Here is an 18659-nt window from a genome sequence, read left to right on the forward strand (position 1 = left end):
TCCTGCGGGTCGAATCGAGGGCGGATGCTCCGCCGATGAGCCGACGCTAGGCGAGGGATGATCGGGCGGCACGTTCATGACGCGTGCCCTCGTCACGCTGCGTCACGGCCCGTCGCACGACGCCGCATTGCGTCACATGCTTGCCGAACGACCGGTGGTCGAGTAGCGACGAAGGAGCGTATCGAGGCCGATGCGCCAGGTCTCGAGACGCGTGCTCCTTCGTCGCTCGCTCCTCGACCAGCGGAGCCGCTACTCGACCAGCGAAGCGACCGCGGCCGCGTAGCGGTCGAGCACGAGCTCGACGAGCTCGGGCGGCGTTTCCGCCCCCGGCACGAGCAGCGGCGGGGTGACGAGGTCGGCGCCGGCCGCCTCGGCCAGGTCCTGGAAGTAGCCCGGCGCGAGCAGATAGCTCGCGACGACGACCCGCCCCGTGGCATCCGCCCTCGCCTCGATGACGGCGTCGGCGAGCAGCGGCGCGGCCGCCGAGAGGAAGCCCAGGCGGATGTCGCGCCCGCTCGCCGCGGCGAGGCGCTCTGCCATGTCGCGGCAGTCGGCCACCGCGCGGGCATCGCTCGACCCGGCGACCGAGAGCACGACCGTGTCGTCGTCGCGCACTCCGGCCTCGGCGAGGCGCCGCACGAGCACGGTCGCGAGCCGATCGTCGGGGCCGAGGGCGCCCGCGAGCACGACCTCGCGATCGCCGGTGTCGTCGACGGCCTCGGTCAGGTCGACGTGCACGTGGTACCCGGCCGACAGCAGCAACGGCACGACGATCGCGGGCTCGCCGGGGGCGAGCGAGGCGAGGGTCGCGGGCACGTCGGGCTGTTCGACGTCGACGTGTCCGAGCCGGGTGCTCGGCGTGGCATCCGGATGCCTCGTCGTGAGCGCCTGCGCGACCGCCTCGTGCAGCGCGCGGACCGCGGCTCGCCCGTCGGGCGAGGAGGTGCCGTGCGAGATGCCGACCAGTGCGGGTGGGAGCGCCGTCATCGCACCATCGTCGCAAATCGCGGCGGCGGTGTCGCCCGGTGTTGCGCCGTGCGACCGCTAGCCTCATCGCATGGCGACGGTTCTGTTCTGCCCGGTGACGTTCAACCTCGCCGAGACGACCCGCATGATCCAGGTCGCTCGTGCGCTCGACCCGGCGCACCGGGTCGTGTTCCAGGGGTACGAGCACGACTTCGTCGATCTGGTGCGCGACGCCGGGTTCGAGTACCTCGCCGGCGAGCCCGCGTGGGGGCGGGCCGAGCGCGACCAGGCGATCGCCTTCGATCAGGGGCGGTCGTTCCGGAGCCCCTTCACCCGCGAGCTCGTGGCGGCCCGCGTCGAGCTCGAGCGGCGCACGATCCGCGAGCTGGGTGCGGCCGCGGTCGTGACGGGGTCGAACCTGACCTCGTTCATCTCGGCGCGCGCCGAGGGGGTGCCGTTGTTCTACCCGGTGCCGTTCCCGCTGACCCGGCCGCAGGTCGCGCAGACGAAGCGCATGGGGTTCGTGACGGGCTCGGGGTGGGTCGCACGCACCGCCGACCTGGTCGCGACGGCCGCGTTCCGCTGGGTCTACAACGCCGCGCCGCTCGCCCCGAATGCGTTCACGAGCGTCGCGAAGGCGAACGGGGTGCCGCCGCTGCGTACGGTCTCGTCGTTGCTCACCGCGGACCGCAACCTCATCACCGAGATGCCGTGGGAGATGGACGGCTTCACGCTGCCCGACGGCTTCGAACTCGTCGGCCCGATCTTCGCGCACCTCGACGCCCCGATGCCCCCGATCGTCGACGAACTGGCCGCCGCGCCTGAACCGCTCGTGTACCTCGGCCTCGGCTCCTCGGCCGATCGGAAGCTCGCGCTCGCCGCGGCCGAAGCGCTCGGCGGGCTGCCGATCAACGTCGTCGCCCCGATCGGGCACTACCTCGAACCGGGCGACCTCGAGCGACTGCCCGCGAACGTGCACGTCGCCCCGCTGCTCCCCGCGCACCGTCTCGGCGGGCTCGTCGACGCGGCCGTGCTGCACGGCGGGCAGGGCACGGTGCAGACCGCGTGCGCCACGGGCGTGCCCTTCGTCGGCATGGGCCTGCAACCCGAGCAGACCTGGCATGTTCGCGCCTGCGAACGGCGCGGCAACGCGATCGCCGTCCCGCCGAAGCGCGTCTCGAAGCCCGAGTTCGTCGCAGCCGTGCGCCGCGTGCTCGCCGATCCCGCGATCCGCACCGCCGCCGACGAGGTGCGCGAGGCCTACCGCGGCGCCGACGGGGCCGCCGCGACGGCGCGGCTCATCGAGCAGGCCGTCGCCGGGGGCTGACCCCGCCTCAGTCGCGCGCCGCCTCGAGCACGAGCGCCAGCGAGGTGTCGCCGCACGGCACGAGCGCCGCGCCGCCCGGGAGGGCCGTGGCATCCTGCGCCCCGCCCTCGCGCTCGCGCAGGGGCGCGAGCGCTTCGACGAGGCCGTCGAGGCGCAGCAGCGCGCCCGTCGCGCGGTGCGAGTCGGTCGAGGTGACGATGCGTCCGGAGGCGTTCACGAGGGTGCACGGATGCCCCGACTCGCGCACCACCGGCAGCAGCACCCGTTCGAGGCTGGCGACGTACACGTCGGTGCCGACGACGCCGGCCATCTCGCCCGCCGCGCGGACGGGCGTGGTGATCGTGACGGTGTAGTCGTCGGTGCAGAGGTAGTCGACGTAGGGGCCGGTGAGGTGGCGGCCGCCGGTGCGCGCGGGCACCCGCCACCACTCGAGCGCCGTGTAGTCGCGGAACTGCTCGGCGTCGGGGTCGCTCACCGCCTCGAGGCGGCGCAGCCCCTGCTGCGCGCCGGCGCCGAAGGTGTTCGCGCCGCTCAACCACCACGCGAGATGCCAGGGCGCGTCGGCGAGGTAGCCGGGGGCGGCGACGAAGCCGGCGCCGGTGATCAGGCTGCCGGGTGCTTCGAGCGCAGGGCCGACGAGGTCGGCGACGAACGGGTCGAGGGCGGCGGCGCTCGGGGTGGAGACGGCGAGGAGCTCGGTCTCGATGCGGTCGCGCCACCCGTCGATCATCGCGAAGACCGGGTCGATGGTGGAGGCGATGCGGGCGGCGATCTGCAAGGCGGTGACGTCGACGGTGACGGTCATGGCCTCGGTCCTTTCTCTGGGACGGAGAGGGGGAGGGGGTGTCGGAGTGGGCCTCGAGACGCGGCGCGCTTCGCGCGGCGCTCCTCGACCACCGGAACTCCGCTACGGCAGGGGCGCCGGGGTTTCGAGGCGGGCCTTCTCGTCGATGAGCCACTCGACGGCCGATTCGATGTGCGCGGTCGTCGCGCGGCGCGCCTCGTCGGGGTCGACCGAACGGATCGCCTGGATCACCTCGAGCCGTGCCTGCCTGCTGCGGTCACGATACGCCTGTTCGCGCATGCACAGCCAGAGCAATGGCCCGGCTTCGGCCTGCAGCCGCAGTTCTTCGTGCACGAGCCGCGGCGATTGGCTGACCGCGGCGATCTCGAGCTGGAACCGGCCGATCGCCCGCCGGGCGCCGCCCGGTGCCGTGAGGTCGGCGCGGGCGTCGATGTCGGCGAGGCTCGCGAGGTCGTCGTCACTGGCCCGGTCGGCCGCGACCGCGGCGGCCATGCCGGCGATCGCCGTGTAGTGCAGCGAGAGGTCGCGGAGCTCGATGCGGCTGAGGGCGCGCACGCGCGCGTCGAGCATGCGCATGGCGGCGTCGCGGTCGTGGGTCACGAAGCTGCCGCCGTCGCGGCCGCGACGGGTGAGCACGAGCCCCTTGTCGCGCAGCGCCACGAGCGCTTCGCGAGCGGTCACGACGGCGACGCCGAACCGCTTCGCGAGCTCGGACTCGCTCGGCAGCCGTTCGCCGTCGCGGAGCACGCCCGCGACGATCGCGTCGGTGAGGCGCTGCTCGACGAGTTCGGCGCGACCGGCGCCGTCGAGGGGCGAGAACACGACCGCGTGGGTCGCGTCGGCACGGCTGGTGGCCTGCGGCATCCGACCCTCCTTGCTCGCGTCGTCGCTGATCTGTGACACGACCGTAACACGGGGGACTGGACATTTACATCTGGAGTCATATGATTTGGAACTGACGAACATCTGGAACCAGATGTTTGAACGTCGTCAGCATCGAAGGAGATGTCATGACCGAAGCGCAGCCGGCGATCCGGCTCACCGGGCTCACGAAGGAGTTCGGCGCCGTCACCGCCGTCGACCACGTCGACCTCGAGATCGCCGCCGGCGAGTTCTTCTCGATGCTCGGCCCTTCGGGCTCGGGCAAGACGACGGTGCTGCGACTGATCGCCGGGTTCGAGCAGCCCACGGGCGGTGCCATCGAGCTCTTCGGCGAGGATGTCACGAAGCGCGCCCCGTTCGACCGTGACGTGAACACCGTGTTCCAGGACTACGCGCTGTTCCCGCACATGAGCGTGCTCGACAACGTGGCCTACGGACTCCGCGTGCGCGGCCTCGGCAAGAAGGAGCGAAACGAACGCGCGATGCGCGCCCTCGCGAGCGTCCGGCTCGAGCAGATGGCCGGCCGCAAGCCCTCGCAGCTCTCGGGCGGCCAGCGCCAGCGCGTCGCCCTCGCCCGCGCCACCGTCGTCGAACCGAAGGTGCTCCTTCTCGACGAACCGCTCGGCGCCCTCGACCTCAAGCTCCGCGAGCAGATGCAGGTCGAGCTCAAGCAGATCCAGCGCGAGCTCGGCATCACCTTCATCTTCGTCACCCACGACCAGGAGGAGGCGCTCACCCTCTCGGACCGCATCGCCGTCTTCAACGCCGGCCGCATCGAGCAGCTCGGCACCCCCGCCGAGCTCTACGAGCGGCCCGTCTCGCGCTTCGTCGCCGACTTCGTCGGCACCTCGAACCTCTTCGGGCCCGAGCACTCGCTCACCCTCCTCGACCGCGAGGGGCACCACTCCGTGCGCCCCGAGAAGATGACGGTCGGCGCCGAGGCGCAGACCGGCGAGGGCGTGCGCAACGCCGCAGGCACCGTCGTCGAGGCGATCTACCTCGGCAGCGGGGTGCGGCTCGTCGTCGACCTCGACGCCGGCCCGCGCGTCAGCGTGCTCGAGCAGAACGTTCGCGGCCGCGTCCACGATGACGCGCACGGCGACCGGGTCGTCGTCTCGTGGCACGACGGCGACGTCGTCGCGGTCGACGGCACGCCCGTGGGCCCCCAGAACCCGACCCCGACCGCCGCGTTCGGCTCGGTCTACCCGGGGATCTCCGGGTGAGCACCCGGGTCTCGAGACGCGTCCGACTCCGTCGGGCGCTCCTCGACCAACGAGGGGCGGGCGCTCCTCGACCGGCGGGACAGCACCAGAACTGCACCACCAAGAGAAGAAACAGGAGAGAACCATGATGCGAATGCGGAACGCGCGACGAAGCGCGACCGTCGGCCTCGCGATCGCCTCGGTCGCACTGCTCACCGCCTGCGGCACCTCGGGCGGCGGCGGCGACTCGGGCGGCGACGCCGCGACCGAGCTCGGCGAGATGGAGGGTCAGCTCTCCGTGCTCGCGTGGCCCGGCTACGCCGAGGACGGCTCGAACGACCCCGCCGTCGACTGGGTCAGCCCCTTCGAGGAGGAGACCGGCTGCGAGGTCACCGTCAAGACCTTCGGCACCTCCGACGAGGCCGTCAACCTGTTCAAGACCGGCGAGTACGACGTGCTGTCGGCGTCGGGCGACGCCTCGCTGCGCCTCGTCGCCGCAGGCGACGTGCAGCCCGTGAACATGGAGCTCACGCCGAACTACGAGAACGTCTACGACTTCCTCAAGGACCAGGCGTGGAACACCGTCGACGGCGAGAACTACGGTATGCCGCACGGCTACGGCGCCAACCTTCTCATGTACAGCACGGACGTCTTCACCGAGGCGCCCGCGAGCTGGGGCGTCGTGTTCGACGAGTCCGACGCGTACGCGGGCAAGGTCACGGCCTACGACTCGCCGATCTACATCGCGGATGCCGCCATGTACCTCATGGCGACGCAGCCCGACCTCGGCATCGAGAACCCGTACGCCCTCGATGAGGAGCAGCTGGCCGCGGCCGTCGACCTCCTGAAGCAGCAGCGCGCCAACATCGGCGAGTACTGGAGCGACTACCTCAAGGAGATCCAGGCGTTCACCACCGGCGACAGCGTCGTGGGCACGACGTGGCAGGTCATCCAGAACGTGGCCGCGGCCGAGGGCGCGCCGACCGACGTCACCGTCCCCGAGGAGGGCGTGACCGGATGGTCGGACACGTGGATGATCTCGTCGAGCACGGAGAACCCGAACTGCTCGTACGCGTGGCTCGACTACATCGCGAGCCCCGAGGCGAACGGCCAGGCGACCGAGTACTTCGGCGAGGCCCCGTCGAGCGACGAGGCCTGCGAGTTCCGCTCCGACTGCGAGGCGTACCACGCCGGTGACGCGTCCTATGCCGAGAACATCTGGTACTGGACCACGCCCATCGAGGAGTGCGTCGACGGTCGCACCGACGTGCAGTGCACCGACTACTCCGCATGGACCGCCGCCTGGCAGGAGATCAAGGGCTGATGACGTCCACCCGTGCGGTGCCCGTCCCGCGTCGCAGTGCGGCGCGGGCGGGCTCCGCCTTCCTCAGCACCCACCCGCGAACCCGGCTCGCCCTGCTGCTCAGCGCCCCGCTGTTCTGGCTCGGCGTCGTCTACATCGTGGCGCTCGTGCTGCTGCTCGTCACGGCGTTCTGGTCGGTCGACAGTTTCACCGGTGAGATCACGACCGAGTTCACCCTCGACAACATCATCGAGGTGCTCACCGGTTCGCTCTACCAGACGGTCACGCTGCGCACCATCGGCGTCGCGCTCGCCGTCACCGTCATCGACGTGGCGCTCGCCCTGCCGATCGCGTTCTACATGGCGAAGGTCGCCTCCCCGCGCATGCGCCGGGTGCTCGTCATCATGGTGCTGACCCCGCTGTGGGCGAGCTACCTCGTGAAGGCGTACGCGTGGCGTTCGGTGCTCTCGCAGGACGGCATCCTCGACTGGCTGGTCACGCCGTTCGGCGGCGAGACCATCGGCTACGGCCTGCCGGCGACGATCATCACGCTCTCGTACCTCTGGCTGCCGTACGTGATCCTGCCCATCTACGCCGGGCTCGAGCGCGTGCCCGACTCGTTGCTCGAGGCATCCGCGGACCTCGGCGGGCGCACCTGGCCGACGCTGCGGCACGTCGTCCTCCCGCTCGCGCTGCCCGCCATCATCGCGGGCACGATCTTCAGCTTCTCGCTCTCGCTCGGCGACTACATCACGGTGAACATCGTCGGCGGGGCGAGCCAGATGCTCGGAAACCTCGTCTACACGAACGTCGGCGCCGCGAACAACCTGCCGCTCGCCTCGGCGATCGCGCTGATCCCGATCGTGATCATCTTCGGCTACCTCTTCCTCGTGCGTCGCACCGGCGCCCTCGACAACCTCTAAGGGGCTCGCATGCGACTGTCGCGACCGTTCCGCGTCACCCTCGGCGTCATCACGACGGCGATCCTGGTGATCGTCTACGTCCCCCTGTTCGTGGTGCTCGTGAACTCGTTCTCGACATCGACCTCGCTGACCTGGCCGCCGCCCGGGTTCACGCTCGAGTGGTGGGGCAAGGCGTTCCAGAGCGCGGGTGCGCTCGACGCGGTCGGCACGAGCATCATGATCGCGCTCGTCGCGACGGCGGTGTCGCTCGTGCTCGGCACGCTCATCTCGCTCGCGCTGCAGCGATTCGAGTTCTTCGGGCGGGAGGCGATCAGCCTGCTCGTGATCCTCCCGATCGCGCTGCCCGGCATCATCACCGGTATCGCGCTCAACAACTTCTTCCGCACGATCATGGGGGTGCCGCTCTCGATCTGGACGGTCGTGATCGCGCACGCGACCTTCTGCATCGTGACGGTCTTCAACAACGTGATCGCCCGTCTGCGCCGCCTCGGCACGAACCTCGAGGAGGCCTCGGCCGACCTCGGCGCCGGGGTGTGGACCACCTTCCGCCTCGTCACCTTCCCGCAGTTGCGCTCCGCGCTCCTCGCGGGGGGCCTGCTCGCCTTCGCACTGAGTTTCGACGAGATCATCGTGACGACGTTCACCGCCGGATCGGGCGTGACGACGCTGCCGATCTTCATCCTGAACAACATGTTCCGCCCGAATCAGGCGCCGATCGTCTCGGTCATCGCGGTCGTGCTCGTGCTCGTCTCGATCATCCCGATCTACCTCGCGCAGCGGCTCTCGGGCGAGGAGCAGCGGCGGTAGCGCCGCCTGGTACGTCGAGCAGCGCACACGGCCGGATGCCACGTGCCGGACCTCGCGGGTCCGGCCACGTGGCATCCGTTCGTCAGAAGCTCGTGACGAGGTCGCCGAGCACGTCGCTGACCTTGGTGGGGTCGGTCGCGTCGTAGAAGTGCGCGCCGGTGGCGGTCGAGATCGCCTGCAGCGAGGCGACGTCGGCGCCGCTGCCGTAGGCGAGCGTGAAGATGAGCACCGGGGTCTCGTGGTGCAGGTGGCCCAGGGTCTCGAGCATCTGCGCCTCGGTCGTCGACTCGCCGAGCGTCTCGTTCTTGCCGTCGCTGAGCAGCACGATGGCGTTGATGCGCTCGGGGTCCCAGGCTTCGGCGCGCTGCTTCGCGAAGGTGTCGACGGCCGCGTACAGCGGGGTGAACTCGACCGGTTGCAGGGCGCCGAGCGCCTTGAGGAACCGGCTGCGCTCGGTGAGGGCGTCCGCCACGGGGCTCACGAGCCCCGGGGTGATCGGGCCGTCGTCGATGGCGCTGAACGCGGCGAGGCCGATGTTGTCGCCCTTCGTGAAGTGGCCGAGGGACTCCTGGATCGCGTCCTTCGCGGCGGCGAGCTTCGTCTCGCCGGTCGCGATCTTCTCGTCCATCGAGCCCGAAACGTCGATGAGGAACAGCACCTCGGCGCGCTTGCGCACCTCGGGGAAGGCGCTCTCGATGGCGGCGATGACCTCGCGGCCGGGGAAGGCGAGCGCCCCCGAGGGTGACTCGGGCAGGCGCCCCACCTCGCTGACGACGGGATCGAGCTCGCCGTTGAGGTCGTGGTAGCCGGCGGTGCGCACGACCTGCTGGCCGTCCTTCGTGCCGGCGAAGCGCAGCAGGTCGGCCGCCGCGGCCGCTTCGGCCTCGTCGACCCACGGGCCGGTCAGCACGGTGAAGGGGTTGTCGGCCAGGTAGTAGCCGTCGCGCGGATAGATCGGCACGAGCTGCTCGAGCGGCGGCGTCGACTCGATGCGGTTCACGCCGTCGCGGCTCGTGATGCCGCGGTTGTAGTCCCACACCGACTTCTCGTCGACGATGACCGCCGAGAGGAAGTCGGCGACCGAGCCCTTCTCCTCGGACTGGCGGGCATGCCAGAGGAAGTGCTCGGGCGTCGCCATGTAGTGGCTCGTCGCGAGCTCGTCCTCGCGCACCGCCTTGACGACCGAGGCGTCGTGGATCTCGTTCACGGTGAGCTCGGCGACGGAGCCCGACTCGGCGCCGAACTCGGCGAGCATCGCGGCCTGGCCCGAGCTCGCGATGAGCGGGCTCGTCTTGCCGAGCTTGAAGGTGCCCCAGTCGGCGTGGCCCAGGTCGGTCCACGTGTTCTCGTCGGCGGCGGCGTTCCAGATCTCGTCCCAGCTGGGGCGGGCGCTCGACCAGCCGATCGCGTCGGCGAGCTGCTGGGGCATCGCCAGCACGATCGCCGAGGAGCCGACGCTCGCACCTGTGGTGGGCACGTTCGCCGCGCCCCCGGAGTCCTGGGCGACCGCGAGCCACGAGCTCGCGTCGGGCAGCCACACGGTGGGGCGATCGTCGACCGCGAGATCGGGGAACCCTGCGGCGGCGTCGGCCGCCGAGATGCCCGACTTGTCCCTCGTGGTGCTCGCGACGACGCATCGGCCGTCGACGTTGCGCGGCTTCGCGTTGTAGCCCTCGACGAGGCGGGTCGCCATCTCGGCGTTCTCGAAGGAGGACAGCACCGAGAGCTCGATGCACGGCTCGGTGCCCGCCGGGTCGGCGGGTTCGTCGGAGGGGAACACGATGGGCTCGGCCGGGGCCGCGGATGCTTCGGCTCCGCCCGCGTCCGTGGCATCCGAGCCGTTCTGATTCATGAGCACGACCGCGGTCGCGACCCCGCCGCCGACGAGCAGCAGGGCGAGTGCGCCGCCGCCGATCATCAACAGGCGGCGCTGTCGGCGCTTGCGCTGCTGACGACCCGATCGGTCGCGTCGGGTCGTGCCCTCCGCGCTCATGCGCGGCCTCGTGCGGTGGATCGGCTCGAGCCGCCGCGCAGGCTCGCTCGAGCGCTGCGCCGGGTCGGGAGCGGGGCGGGCATGACTGGAGCTTCGGGCATCGATGTGTCCTGGGGGGTGGGGGCGGGGGTCTGGCGATCGTATCCAATGCCCGGCGCGCTGCCAATGGCGAGCGTTGACAGAGTGGGGCCGAGGGATCGCCGCGATGGTCGCTCCGGCCGATCGCAGATCGCAGTTCGCTTCTCAGCTCGTCGAGTTGAGCATGCCGATGAGCACCGCGAGCCACCACGCGAGCTGGGAGACGATGGCGCTCGCGATGAACGCCGCACGCACCCGCGGGGCCAACGAACGGAACCGGGCGCGCGCGGGCAGACGGGCGAGCTCGAAGGTCCAGCGGGTGAGGGCGACGCCGTTGAGGCTCAGCACCAGCACCGCCGCGAGCTTGACCTGGGTCATCGGGCTCTCGAGGTCGGGCTCGAGCAGCGCGCCGCTCGTGAGCAGGCCCGCGAGCCCGATCCAGACCGGCAGCACGAGCGTGCGGTCGGCCTGCCGCAGCTCGCGCACCGAGCTCCACTCGGTCGCCCAGAGCAGGGCGTGCCAGTCGATCATGAGCACCGCGCCGAAGCCGACGATGAGGGAGCCGAGGTGCACGAACAGCACCGCCGTGTGCGCGGGCTCGGGCAGGCTGACGACGGTGCTCACGATGATGCTGAGCGCCCAGGCGACGGCGACCCCCGTGTACGCGAGCCCGCGTCGGATGCGACGGCGCCGCTGCTTCTCGCGCAGCGTGACGCGCACGGGGACGGCCACCGGCTGCTCGGTCATGGCGCTCGCTCTCGCGGCTGGGGTTCGGGCGGGGTTCAGACTACCGCCATGCCCCAGCACGCGGGGAGGACGAGCGCCGGGGGTCAGCGACCGGAGTGCGGGAAGGCGCCCGGGTGCCCATGCGTCGGCGCGCCGTCGAGGTGCACGTGGACGTGGAGGTGACGGTCGTCGCGGTGGCCGCGGGCCCCGCGATGCCCGCCGTGTCCGTGCTCGCGGTGCCCGTGTCCGTGCTCGCGGTGTCCGTGCCCGTGCTCGCCGTGCCCGTGCTCGCGGTGCCCGTGCTCGCACCCGTGCCGGCGCCCAGGGCGCGATTCGCGGTGCGGGCGGGGCATCCGCTCGCCGTCGTGCCAACCGAGCTCGCGCGCGATCGCCTCGAGGGTCGCGAGCGTGGTCTGGAAGTCGTCGGGCGTGACACTGCCGGCGACGCGTGCGCGGAGCGCCGTCACCCGCTCGAGCAGTGCGGCGTAGGAGGACTCGCCCTCCTCGGTGAGCCGGGGTGCGGGCTCGTCGGTGACCCAGCCGCGCTCGACGAGGGGAGCGAGGCGCTCGGGGTGGGCGGCGAGCTTCGCACGGAGGCGCGGGTCGTCGACCTTGCCGGCGATGACGTTGAGGCGTCGCCAGTCGCGGCGGGTGATGCCCTCCTCGGCGAAGAGCTCGCGCATGGCGTCGTCGAGCTTGCGGTCGACGACGCGGAGCCAGTAGCCGATGGGGCGGTGGTCGGGGGAGTTCGTGGTGGTGTTCATGGGGGCGTCCATGGTGGGTCCTTCCGTGACGCGCTCGTCGGGGCGAGCGGTCGAGGTCTATTGCATGTCTTGTGACATGTATATGTACAATGACATACATGAATGACGCTCGTCAACCCGTTCCCGGCGAACACTCAGGGCCGGCCGGCGGCGACGCCGAGGCATCCGACCCGATCGCACTCGTCGAGGCCGCGCTCGTCGCGATGCGACGCGACCAGAGCCGGCGGCGCCTGCAGCACCGCGCCGAGCACGGCGCGCACGGCGGCGCCCGCGACGGGCACCGCAGAGGGCGCGGCCCGCACGAGCATCACGAGCACCACGGGCCGGATGCCACGGGCGAACCCCCGCGCGCAGGCCGGGGCAGCGCGGGGCTCGCGCACGCGGCGCGGTTCCGCCTGCTCGACGCCCTCGAATCGGCGCCGCAACCGCCCTCGGTGGGGCAGATCGCCGAAGCGATCGGCGTCGACCAGCCGCGCGCGAGCCGGCTCGTGCAGGCCGCCGTCGAGGCCGGTCACGCGCGCCGCGAGGTCGACCCGACCGACGCCCGCCGCAGCGCGATCGTGCTCACCGCGGCCGGACGGCGCGTGCTCGAGGGCGCGCGCGACACCCGCCGGGGCGCCGTCGAGCAGGCGCTCGCCGGGTTCACGCCCGCCGAGGCCGCCGAGTTCGCCCGACTGCTGTCGCGCTTCGTCACCGCCTGGCCGCGCGACGAGAAGTGACGGGGCGCGTCTACTCCTGCGTCTCGGGCACCTTCACGTAGAGCATGAGCACGAAGCCCGCGGCGACCACGAGGATGATGCCGAGGATGCCCCAGTAGGTCGCACCGAACACCGCGATGAAGAGGGCCCACAGCATCGGCGAGAGGAAGCTCGCCGCACGGCCCGTCGTCGCGTACAGGCCGAAGATCTCGCTCTCGCGGCCCGCCGGGGTGACCCGGGCGAGGAACGAGCGCGACGCGGCCTGCGCCGGACCGACGAACAGGGTGAGCACGAGGCCGAAGATCCAGAACACGAGCTTGCCCGAGTCGTGCAGGAAGAAGACGAGCGACCCCGCCACGACCAGGCCGCCGAGCGCGGTGAGGATGACGGCGCGCGGGCCGAAGCGGTCGTCGAAGCGGCCGGCGACGATCGTCGAGACGCCCGCGAGCAGGTTCGCCGCGATGCCGAAGATCAGGACCTCGTTCGAGCTGAAGTGGAACGCCACCGCCGCGATCACCGCCCCGAAGGCGAACACGCCCGCGAGCCCGTCGCGGAACACCGCGCTCGCCAGCAGGAACCAGAACGTCGGGCGCGAGTCGCGCCACAGCCCCTTGATGTCCTTCGCGAGCACGAGGTAGCTGCGCCAGAACGTCACCCGCTCGCCGCGCGGCGCGGGCGGCGCCTCGGGCACGTAGACGAGCACCGGCCAGGCGAAGAGCAGGGTCCACACGGCGCAGCCGAGCGCGATCACCCGGAACGCGAGGCCGTTGTCCGTGGGCATGCCCCACCAGTCGAACGTCGTCGCGACGACGACGATCACGAGCGCGATGATGCCGCCGATGTAGCCGAGGCCCCAGCCGAGACCCGACACCTTGCCGACCGTCTTCGGCGTCGACACCTGCACGAGCATCGCGTTGTAGTTGACGCCCGCGATCTCGCTGAACACCGTGCCCGCGGCGATGAGGGAGACGCCGAGGAGGAAGTACGCGGGCGAGCCCTCGACGAAGAAGAGGCCCACCATGCACGCCACGAGTGCCGCCGTCGCGCCGCCGAGCCAGACCTTGCGGCGGCCGACGATGTCGGCCCGCTGGCCGAGCACCGGTGCGAGCACCGCGATGAGGATGCCGGCGATCGTGATCGCCCACCCCAGGTTCGAGGCGAGCTCGGCGAGCGCGCGCTCGTAGGCCGGGTCGCCCTCGCCGAGCGCCGCGACCGTCGGATCGAGGAAGGTGTCGCTCGTCAGGTACAGCGCCGTGAAAACGAACGTGAGGATGACCGAGTTGAACGGCTGCGTCGCCCAGTCCCACAGCGCCCACGCGAACACCTGGCGCCGCGGGATGCTCCGGCCCTCCTGCCGCTGCAGGCCCATCGCGCGGATGGCGCCGCTGTGCGCGGTGGCGGGCGGGGCGGTCGCGGCGCCGTACACCGGGGCGGTGCCGGCGGGCGTGTCGTCGGTCGGGTCGGTCATGGGGGCAGTCTCCCGGCTTCCGGTGAACGGGTGGTGTCCGCGCGCACCGGGTCCGATCCGCGTCGATCGTGTTGCACTGTATCGCGCCCGGGGCCTCAGCAGCGCCCCGGCGAGCAGAATTCAGGATGCCCCGGCCGAAACGCCCCACGTGCGACGCGACCGTGCGGTGCGTCGCGCGGGGCATCCTGAATTCTGCACCGCGCCTCTGCTCACATCGCGACCATGCCGACGAGTTCGCCGAACAGCTCCTCGGGGTCGCACTCGAGCCGCTGCCTCGTGAACCACGAGCACACGTTGACGCAGTCGCGGTGCAGGAGGTCGAAGCCCTGGGGATTCGAGATGAGGTCGACGACCTGCGGAAGGTCGATCGCGACCACCCGGCCCTCGTGCACGAGCAGGTTGTACGGCGACAGGTCGCCGTGCGCGAGCCCGGCCGCCGCGAGCGTGTGCATGAAGTCGACGATCTGATGGAACAGCCCGCGCAGCTCGTCGGGCGTCGCCCTGACCTGCGCGAGGCGGGGCGCCGCGACCCGGCCGTCGCCGATGAACTCCATGAGCACCTCGGTGCCCGAGACCTGCACCGGGTACGGCACGGCCGCGCCGAGCTCCGCGAGCCGCGAGAGCGCCTCGAACTCGGCGTACGCCCACTGCACGCGCGCGACCTCGCGGCCGAACGTCGTGCCCTTCGCGAGGGCGCGCGCGTCGCGGCTGCGGCGGGTGCCGCGTCCCTCGGTGTAGACCGTCGAACGGTGGAAGTCGCTGTGCTCGGTGCCGCGGTATCGCTTCGCGGCGAGCAGCACCGCGTTGCCCGCGACGAGCGGGTCGGCGCCCGGCACGGCGCGCTCGATGAGGAAGAGGTCGGCCTCCTTGCCGGTCTTCACGACGCCGAACTCGGTGTCGATCGCCGCGGCCGAGGTGACGACCCAGTCGGGGCGCGGCGCCGGGCCGCGCTCGGTGGGGGTGGTCGCCGGCCAGGTCGACCAGCGTTGGCCCTCGCCGGGCTCCGTGTCGAGGAAGGCGAGGTCGCCCGCGTCGAGACGCGGGGTCGTGAGGGACGGGGATGCTTCGCGCGCGCCGTTGATCGAACGCACGACGGTGGCTTCGTCGAGAGACGAGAGGAGATGCAAGGTGGATGCTCCGAACGTTGCGGAGGCCACCGGGCCGACTAGCGGCTGAGGGCCTCGCAGAGTGAAGGGGTGTCGAGGTGCATGACGAAGACAGCCATGGTCGTCTCCTCTCCTTCAGCCGGATGCTCCGGGCCCGAGGCCGCACGAACGTGTGCGGCCTCGGCAGTCTAGGGCGCTCCGCGCCCCGCGTCCAGACCCCGCCGCCGATCGCCTACGGCAGGGTCCATGTCGCCGGCGGCTTCTCGCCGCCGTACAGCCAGATCTGGAAGAACTCGTCGAGGTCTTCCCCGGACACCTCTTCGTAGACGGCCTGGAAGTCCTCGGCGGTCGCCGAGCCGTCGTCGAAGCGCTCGAGCCAGAGTCGCGTGCCTTCGAAGAAGGCGTCGTCGCCCACCTCGACGCGGAGCGCGTGGAGGGTCGCGGCGCCCCGGTTGTAGACCTGGGTGGCGAACAGGCCGAGCGCGCCGGGGTCGCCGATCTGCAGCTGCCAGTACGCGGGGGTGCGGGCCGGGCCGTACCAGGCGTTGTAGCTCTGCTGCGCGGTCGCGCCGCCGTTCTGCTCGGTCCACATCCACGTGGCGTAGGTGGCCCAGCCCTCGTTGAGCCAGATGTCCTGCCAGCGCTCGGGGCTCACCGCGTTGCCGAACCACTGGTGCGCGAGCTCGTGCGCGACGGTGCCCGCTCCTGCCGATCGCGAGTAGACCGGGCGGGTCTGGGTCTCGAGCGCATAGCCGAGGTCGTCGTCGTCGACGATCGAACCGAACGCGACGAAGGGGTACGGGCCGAAGCGGCTCTCGAAGAAGTCGATCATCGCCGCCTGACGGGCGAGGCTGGCGTTCGTCGTCTCGAGGCGCGCGGGCGTGAGGTCGCGGTCGACGGCGTCGATGATCGGCACCCCGCTCGCCGAGTACCGGGTCTCGCGCAGCTCGAAATCGCCGACCGACGCGGTCGTGAGGTAGCTCGCCTGCTCGTCGGGGGCATCCCAGTACCAGGTCGTGAACCCGCCCGCCGTCTCGGGGAGCCGGGGCTGCGTGCCGTTCGCGACGGCGACCTTGCCCTCGGGCACGGTGATCGCGAAGCTGTAGCTCGCCTTGTCGGTCTGGTGGTCGCTCACCGGGTACCAGGTCATCGAGCCGTCGGGCTCGCTCGCGACCATCGCGCCGTCGCGGGTCGTCACCCAGCCGTAGAGCGCCTCCTCGATATCGGTGGGTCGTGCGGTCGCGCCGCCGTACTCGATCACGAGCCGCGCGTGCTGACCCGCCTTGAGCTTCGGGCGCGGCTGCACCGTGAGCTCCCACACCCGCGCGGCGTCGTCCTGCACATGCCAGTACGCGGCGCCGTCGACCGTGGCGCCGGGGGCGGGCGGTGCGACCGCGGTCGCGGACTTGCCGTTCACCGAGAGCGCGGACACCTGCATGCCGCGCAGGTCGAGGTTGAAGCGGTCCAGGTCCTGCGTCGCGACGAGGTCGATCGTCGCCGTGCCGCGCAGCTCGCCCACGAGCGGCGCCGGTTCGGGGGCGGGCGGTGCGTAGTCGAGGGCGAGGTCGTAGTGCGCCACGTCGTAACCGCCGTTGCCCGCGTACGGGAAGTAGGCGTCGCCGGCCCCTGAGGCGCCCGCCGTGTAACGGGGCCCCGGGCCCTTCGGCGCGGCTGCGGCTCCGATCGCGCCGACGCCGCCGATCAGGATCAGCGCGGCCGTCACCCCACCCAGAACCCGTGTCCGACGCAGACGCATGAGCAACCCCCCGAGATGGATGTCCGACCGTTCGCCACACTCTAGGGTCGAGCGCCCGTCGCCGGTAGTCCCCGGGCGCGGGGGACGCCGCGCGGGTAGGGTCGCACCATGCACGCCGTGGCCACCGCCGAGACCTCCACCGTGGTGCTCGTCGAGGGCGAGAGCGACCGGCTCGCCCTCGAGGCGGTGGCGGTGCGACTCGGTGCCGACCTCGCCGCGGCCGACGCGGTCGTCCTGCCGATGGGCGGCGTGACGAACCTGCACCACTACCTCGCCGCGCTCGCCGAGCCGACCGCGACCCGCGGTCGTCGGCGCCGCGTGCTCGGGCTCTTCGATTCCGCCGAGACCGGGTACGTGCGCCGCGCCGTCGACGATGCGGGACTCGGCGCCCCGGGTGCGCCGCTCGAGCAGCTCGGGTTCTACGCCTGCGAACCCGACCTCGAGGGCGAGCTCATCCGCGCGCTCGGGCCGGGCCGCGTCGAGTCGCTGCTCGCCGAACACGGGGAGGCGGGGCGGTTCCGCACGTTCCAGCGGCAGCCGTTCCAGCGCGGGCGCGCGCTCGACGCCCAGCTCCACCGCTTCTTCGGCACCCACGCCGGTCGCAAGGCGCAGTTCGCACCCCTGCTCGTCGAAGCGCTCGACGCCGACCGCGTCCCGGCGGCGATGACCGCGCTCGTGGTCGCCGCGATCGACGGCTGAGCGCGGTATCCGATCAGGCGCCCGTCGGGGCCCGGTCGAACTCGCGGCCGCGCACCTCCGTGGGCACGATCCGCACCCAGCGGTCCTTCGTCTCGGGCGCCCATGGGGTGATGCCGAGCTGTTCGGCGGCCTCGACGTCGCGCTCGTGGTCGAGCTCCTCCGCGTGACCCTTCACGACGACGCTGAACGCCGAGGTGTCGCTGAACCCGTCGATCTCGAACGCGACCCGGGCGCGGATCGTGAGCTCGAGGAGCTTCGTGCCCGCCGAGGTGCGGAACACGATGACCGGCCCGCTCGGGCCGCTCGGATCGACGACGTGGTTCACCGGGAAGATGTCGACCTCGCCGCCTGCGGCGGTGGCGATGCGCCCGAAGGGGGCGGCGGCGAGCCGCTCCCAGCAGTCGGCGTCGGAGAGCGATCGTGTCGGTGTGCGGCCCTCTTCGAGCTCGTCGATCTCGTCCATACCTCGATTCTGCTCGTTTCGAGCGAGGTCGGGAAGGTCGGCGGCCCGAGTCCCGGCTACTGCAGGGCGGCGACCGAGTCGAGCAGGGTCGCGTAGCTCACGAAGTAGGTGACGCCGTCGACGTGCACGATCGACGGCTGGTAGTTCGCGTCGTAGTCGGCCGGCGCGAGCATCGTGCCGGCGATCGGGTCGTCGGAGACCGTCCAGCCTGCGGCGGGGAGCTCCACCGCGCGCGCCGACCACGCGGCGTCGTCCTCGGCGAGTTGCGCGAACCAGACCGCGCTATCGCTCTGCGGCTTCGACCACTGGCAGTCGAGGGCGCCGTCGTCGATGAGGTCGACCATGACCGGGCCGAGCGGGAACGGGGACTCGGTCTCGAGCGCGAGGCCGTCGGCGGCGAGCTCCGCGTTCTCGGCCTCGGTGAAGACGGCGTCGCAACCGGGCTCGGCCGCGGCGCCCGTGGGGGCCGGCGTCGCCTCCGCGACGGGAGTCGACTCCGCGCTTGGCGAGGCCGTGGTCGGTGCACCGGTCGTGGCGGTGCAGCCGCTGAGCAGGAGCAGGGCGAGGCCGGCGGTGGCGGTCAGGGCGCGCGGCAGGATGCGTAGGGTCATTCCGGCACCCTAGCGGTGCCGATGGTCCTCCGAATCGGGGATGCCCCTGAGACGCGCCGCCCGCGGGGTCGCGCGCGTGCGC

Annotated in this window: 18 protein-coding genes; 7 read left to right on the forward strand and 11 right to left on the reverse strand. The window is 71.7% G+C overall.

Going from position 1 to position 18659, the window contains the following annotated elements; all coding sequences use genetic code 11:
* Window positions 1–249: 249 nt before the first annotated feature.
* Window positions 250–987: a sirohydrochlorin chelatase gene (locus ACFVTX_RS10735; protein ID WP_386899860.1), complete on the reverse strand. Its 738-nt coding sequence runs from the start codon at window positions 985–987 to the stop codon at window positions 250–252.
* A 70-nt stretch (window positions 988–1057) separates the two neighbouring features.
* Here ACFVTX_RS10735 and ACFVTX_RS10740 point away from each other — a divergent pair, with 70 nt between their 5' ends.
* The gene (locus tag ACFVTX_RS10740; RefSeq protein WP_386899862.1) at window positions 1058–2293 is read left to right on the forward strand and encodes a glycosyltransferase; all 1236 of its coding nucleotides are present in this window, start codon (window positions 1058–1060) and stop codon (window positions 2291–2293) included.
* Between the two features lie 7 nt (window positions 2294–2300).
* On the opposite strand, the gene ACFVTX_RS10745 is transcribed toward ACFVTX_RS10740, so the two are convergent.
* Complete coding sequence (locus ACFVTX_RS10745) at window positions 2301–3098, reverse strand: cache domain-containing protein (RefSeq protein ID WP_386899864.1); 798 nt, start codon at window positions 3096–3098, stop codon at window positions 2301–2303.
* A 102-nt stretch (window positions 3099–3200) separates the two neighbouring features.
* Window positions 3201–3962, reverse strand: a complete 762-nt coding sequence (locus ACFVTX_RS10750) for a FadR/GntR family transcriptional regulator (protein WP_386899865.1) — start codon at window positions 3960–3962, stop codon at window positions 3201–3203.
* Window positions 3963–4108: 146 nt separating this feature from the next.
* On the opposite strand from ACFVTX_RS10750, the gene ACFVTX_RS10755 reads away from it, so the two are divergent.
* The 4 genes from ACFVTX_RS10755 to ACFVTX_RS10770 all read left to right on the forward strand — a co-directional run bounded on the left by ACFVTX_RS10755 (window position 4109) and on the right by ACFVTX_RS10770 (window position 8215).
* Complete coding sequence (locus ACFVTX_RS10755) at window positions 4109–5203, forward strand: ABC transporter ATP-binding protein (protein WP_386899867.1); 1095 nt, start codon at window positions 4109–4111, stop codon at window positions 5201–5203.
* Between the two features lie 124 nt (window positions 5204–5327).
* Window positions 5328–6506, forward strand: a complete 1179-nt coding sequence (locus ACFVTX_RS10760) for an ABC transporter substrate-binding protein (RefSeq protein ID WP_386899869.1) — start codon at window positions 5328–5330, stop codon at window positions 6504–6506.
* Window positions 6506–7408 carry an ABC transporter permease gene (locus ACFVTX_RS10765; RefSeq protein WP_386899871.1) on the forward strand — a complete coding sequence of 301 codons (903 nt, stop codon included), beginning with the start codon at window positions 6506–6508 and terminating at the stop codon, window positions 7406–7408. Before ACFVTX_RS10760 ends, ACFVTX_RS10765 begins: the two co-directional genes overlap by 1 nt.
* Window positions 7409–7417: 9 nt before the next feature.
* A complete protein-coding gene (locus ACFVTX_RS10770) occupies window positions 7418–8215 on the forward strand; it encodes an ABC transporter permease (protein ID WP_386899874.1) in 798 nt (265 codons plus the stop codon).
* Window positions 8216–8297: 82 nt separating this feature from the next.
* Here the strand turns inward: ACFVTX_RS10770 and ACFVTX_RS10775 are convergent, their stop codons facing one another.
* From ACFVTX_RS10775 to ACFVTX_RS10785, 3 genes are all read right to left on the reverse strand, one after another.
* Window positions 8298–10208: a VWA domain-containing protein gene (locus tag ACFVTX_RS10775; RefSeq protein WP_386899876.1), complete on the reverse strand. Its 1911-nt coding sequence runs from the start codon at window positions 10206–10208 to the stop codon at window positions 8298–8300.
* 243 nt (window positions 10209–10451) lie between these two features.
* Window positions 10452–11033: a hypothetical protein gene (locus ACFVTX_RS10780; RefSeq protein ID WP_386899878.1), complete on the reverse strand. Its 582-nt coding sequence runs from the start codon at window positions 11031–11033 to the stop codon at window positions 10452–10454.
* Between the two features lie 83 nt (window positions 11034–11116).
* A complete protein-coding gene (locus ACFVTX_RS10785) occupies window positions 11117–11776 on the reverse strand; it encodes a MarR family winged helix-turn-helix transcriptional regulator (RefSeq protein ID WP_386899880.1) in 660 nt (219 codons plus the stop codon).
* Window positions 11777–11874: 98 nt separating this feature from the next.
* Between ACFVTX_RS10785 and ACFVTX_RS10790 the strand changes: the two genes are divergently transcribed.
* Window positions 11875–12495, forward strand: a complete 621-nt coding sequence (locus ACFVTX_RS10790) for a MarR family winged helix-turn-helix transcriptional regulator (protein ID WP_386899882.1) — start codon at window positions 11875–11877, stop codon at window positions 12493–12495.
* Window positions 12496–12505: 10 nt separating this feature from the next.
* Here the strand turns inward: ACFVTX_RS10790 and ACFVTX_RS10795 are convergent, their stop codons facing one another.
* The 3 genes from ACFVTX_RS10795 to ACFVTX_RS10805 all read right to left on the reverse strand — a co-directional run bounded on the left by ACFVTX_RS10795 (window position 12506) and on the right by ACFVTX_RS10805 (window position 16771).
* On the reverse strand, window positions 12506–13942 hold the full coding sequence (locus tag ACFVTX_RS10795; protein WP_386899884.1) for an MFS transporter: 1437 nt from the start codon (window positions 13940–13942) through the stop codon (window positions 12506–12508).
* 209 nt (window positions 13943–14151) lie between these two features.
* Entirely contained in the window at window positions 14152–15069 is a 918-nt protein-coding gene (locus ACFVTX_RS10800) for a serine protein kinase RIO (protein WP_386899886.1), read from the reverse strand.
* A 211-nt stretch (window positions 15070–15280) separates the two neighbouring features.
* Window positions 15281–16771, reverse strand: coding sequence for a M1 family metallopeptidase (locus ACFVTX_RS10805; protein WP_386899888.1), 1491 nt, complete (start codon window positions 16769–16771; stop codon window positions 15281–15283).
* Between the two features lie 141 nt (window positions 16772–16912).
* Here ACFVTX_RS10805 and ACFVTX_RS10810 point away from each other — a divergent pair, with 141 nt between their 5' ends.
* Window positions 16913–17503 (forward strand): TOPRIM nucleotidyl transferase/hydrolase domain-containing protein, encoded by a 591-nt coding sequence (locus ACFVTX_RS10810; protein WP_386899890.1) that lies wholly within the window; start codon window positions 16913–16915, stop codon window positions 17501–17503.
* A gap of 13 nt (window positions 17504–17516) precedes the next feature.
* On the opposite strand, the gene ACFVTX_RS10815 is transcribed toward ACFVTX_RS10810, so the two are convergent.
* Together ACFVTX_RS10815 and ACFVTX_RS10820 are read right to left on the reverse strand one after the other, a co-directional pair.
* Window positions 17517–17966 (reverse strand): pyridoxamine 5'-phosphate oxidase family protein, encoded by a 450-nt coding sequence (locus ACFVTX_RS10815; protein WP_386899892.1) that lies wholly within the window; start codon window positions 17964–17966, stop codon window positions 17517–17519.
* A gap of 56 nt (window positions 17967–18022) precedes the next feature.
* Complete coding sequence (locus ACFVTX_RS10820) at window positions 18023–18577, reverse strand: hypothetical protein (protein ID WP_386899894.1); 555 nt, start codon at window positions 18575–18577, stop codon at window positions 18023–18025.
* Window positions 18578–18659 lie beyond the last annotated feature (82 nt).

Origin of the sequence: Agromyces sp. NPDC058136, assembly GCF_042884375.1 — a bacterium.
In the GTDB taxonomy this organism is placed as follows: domain Bacteria; phylum Actinomycetota; class Actinomycetes; order Actinomycetales; family Microbacteriaceae; genus Agromyces.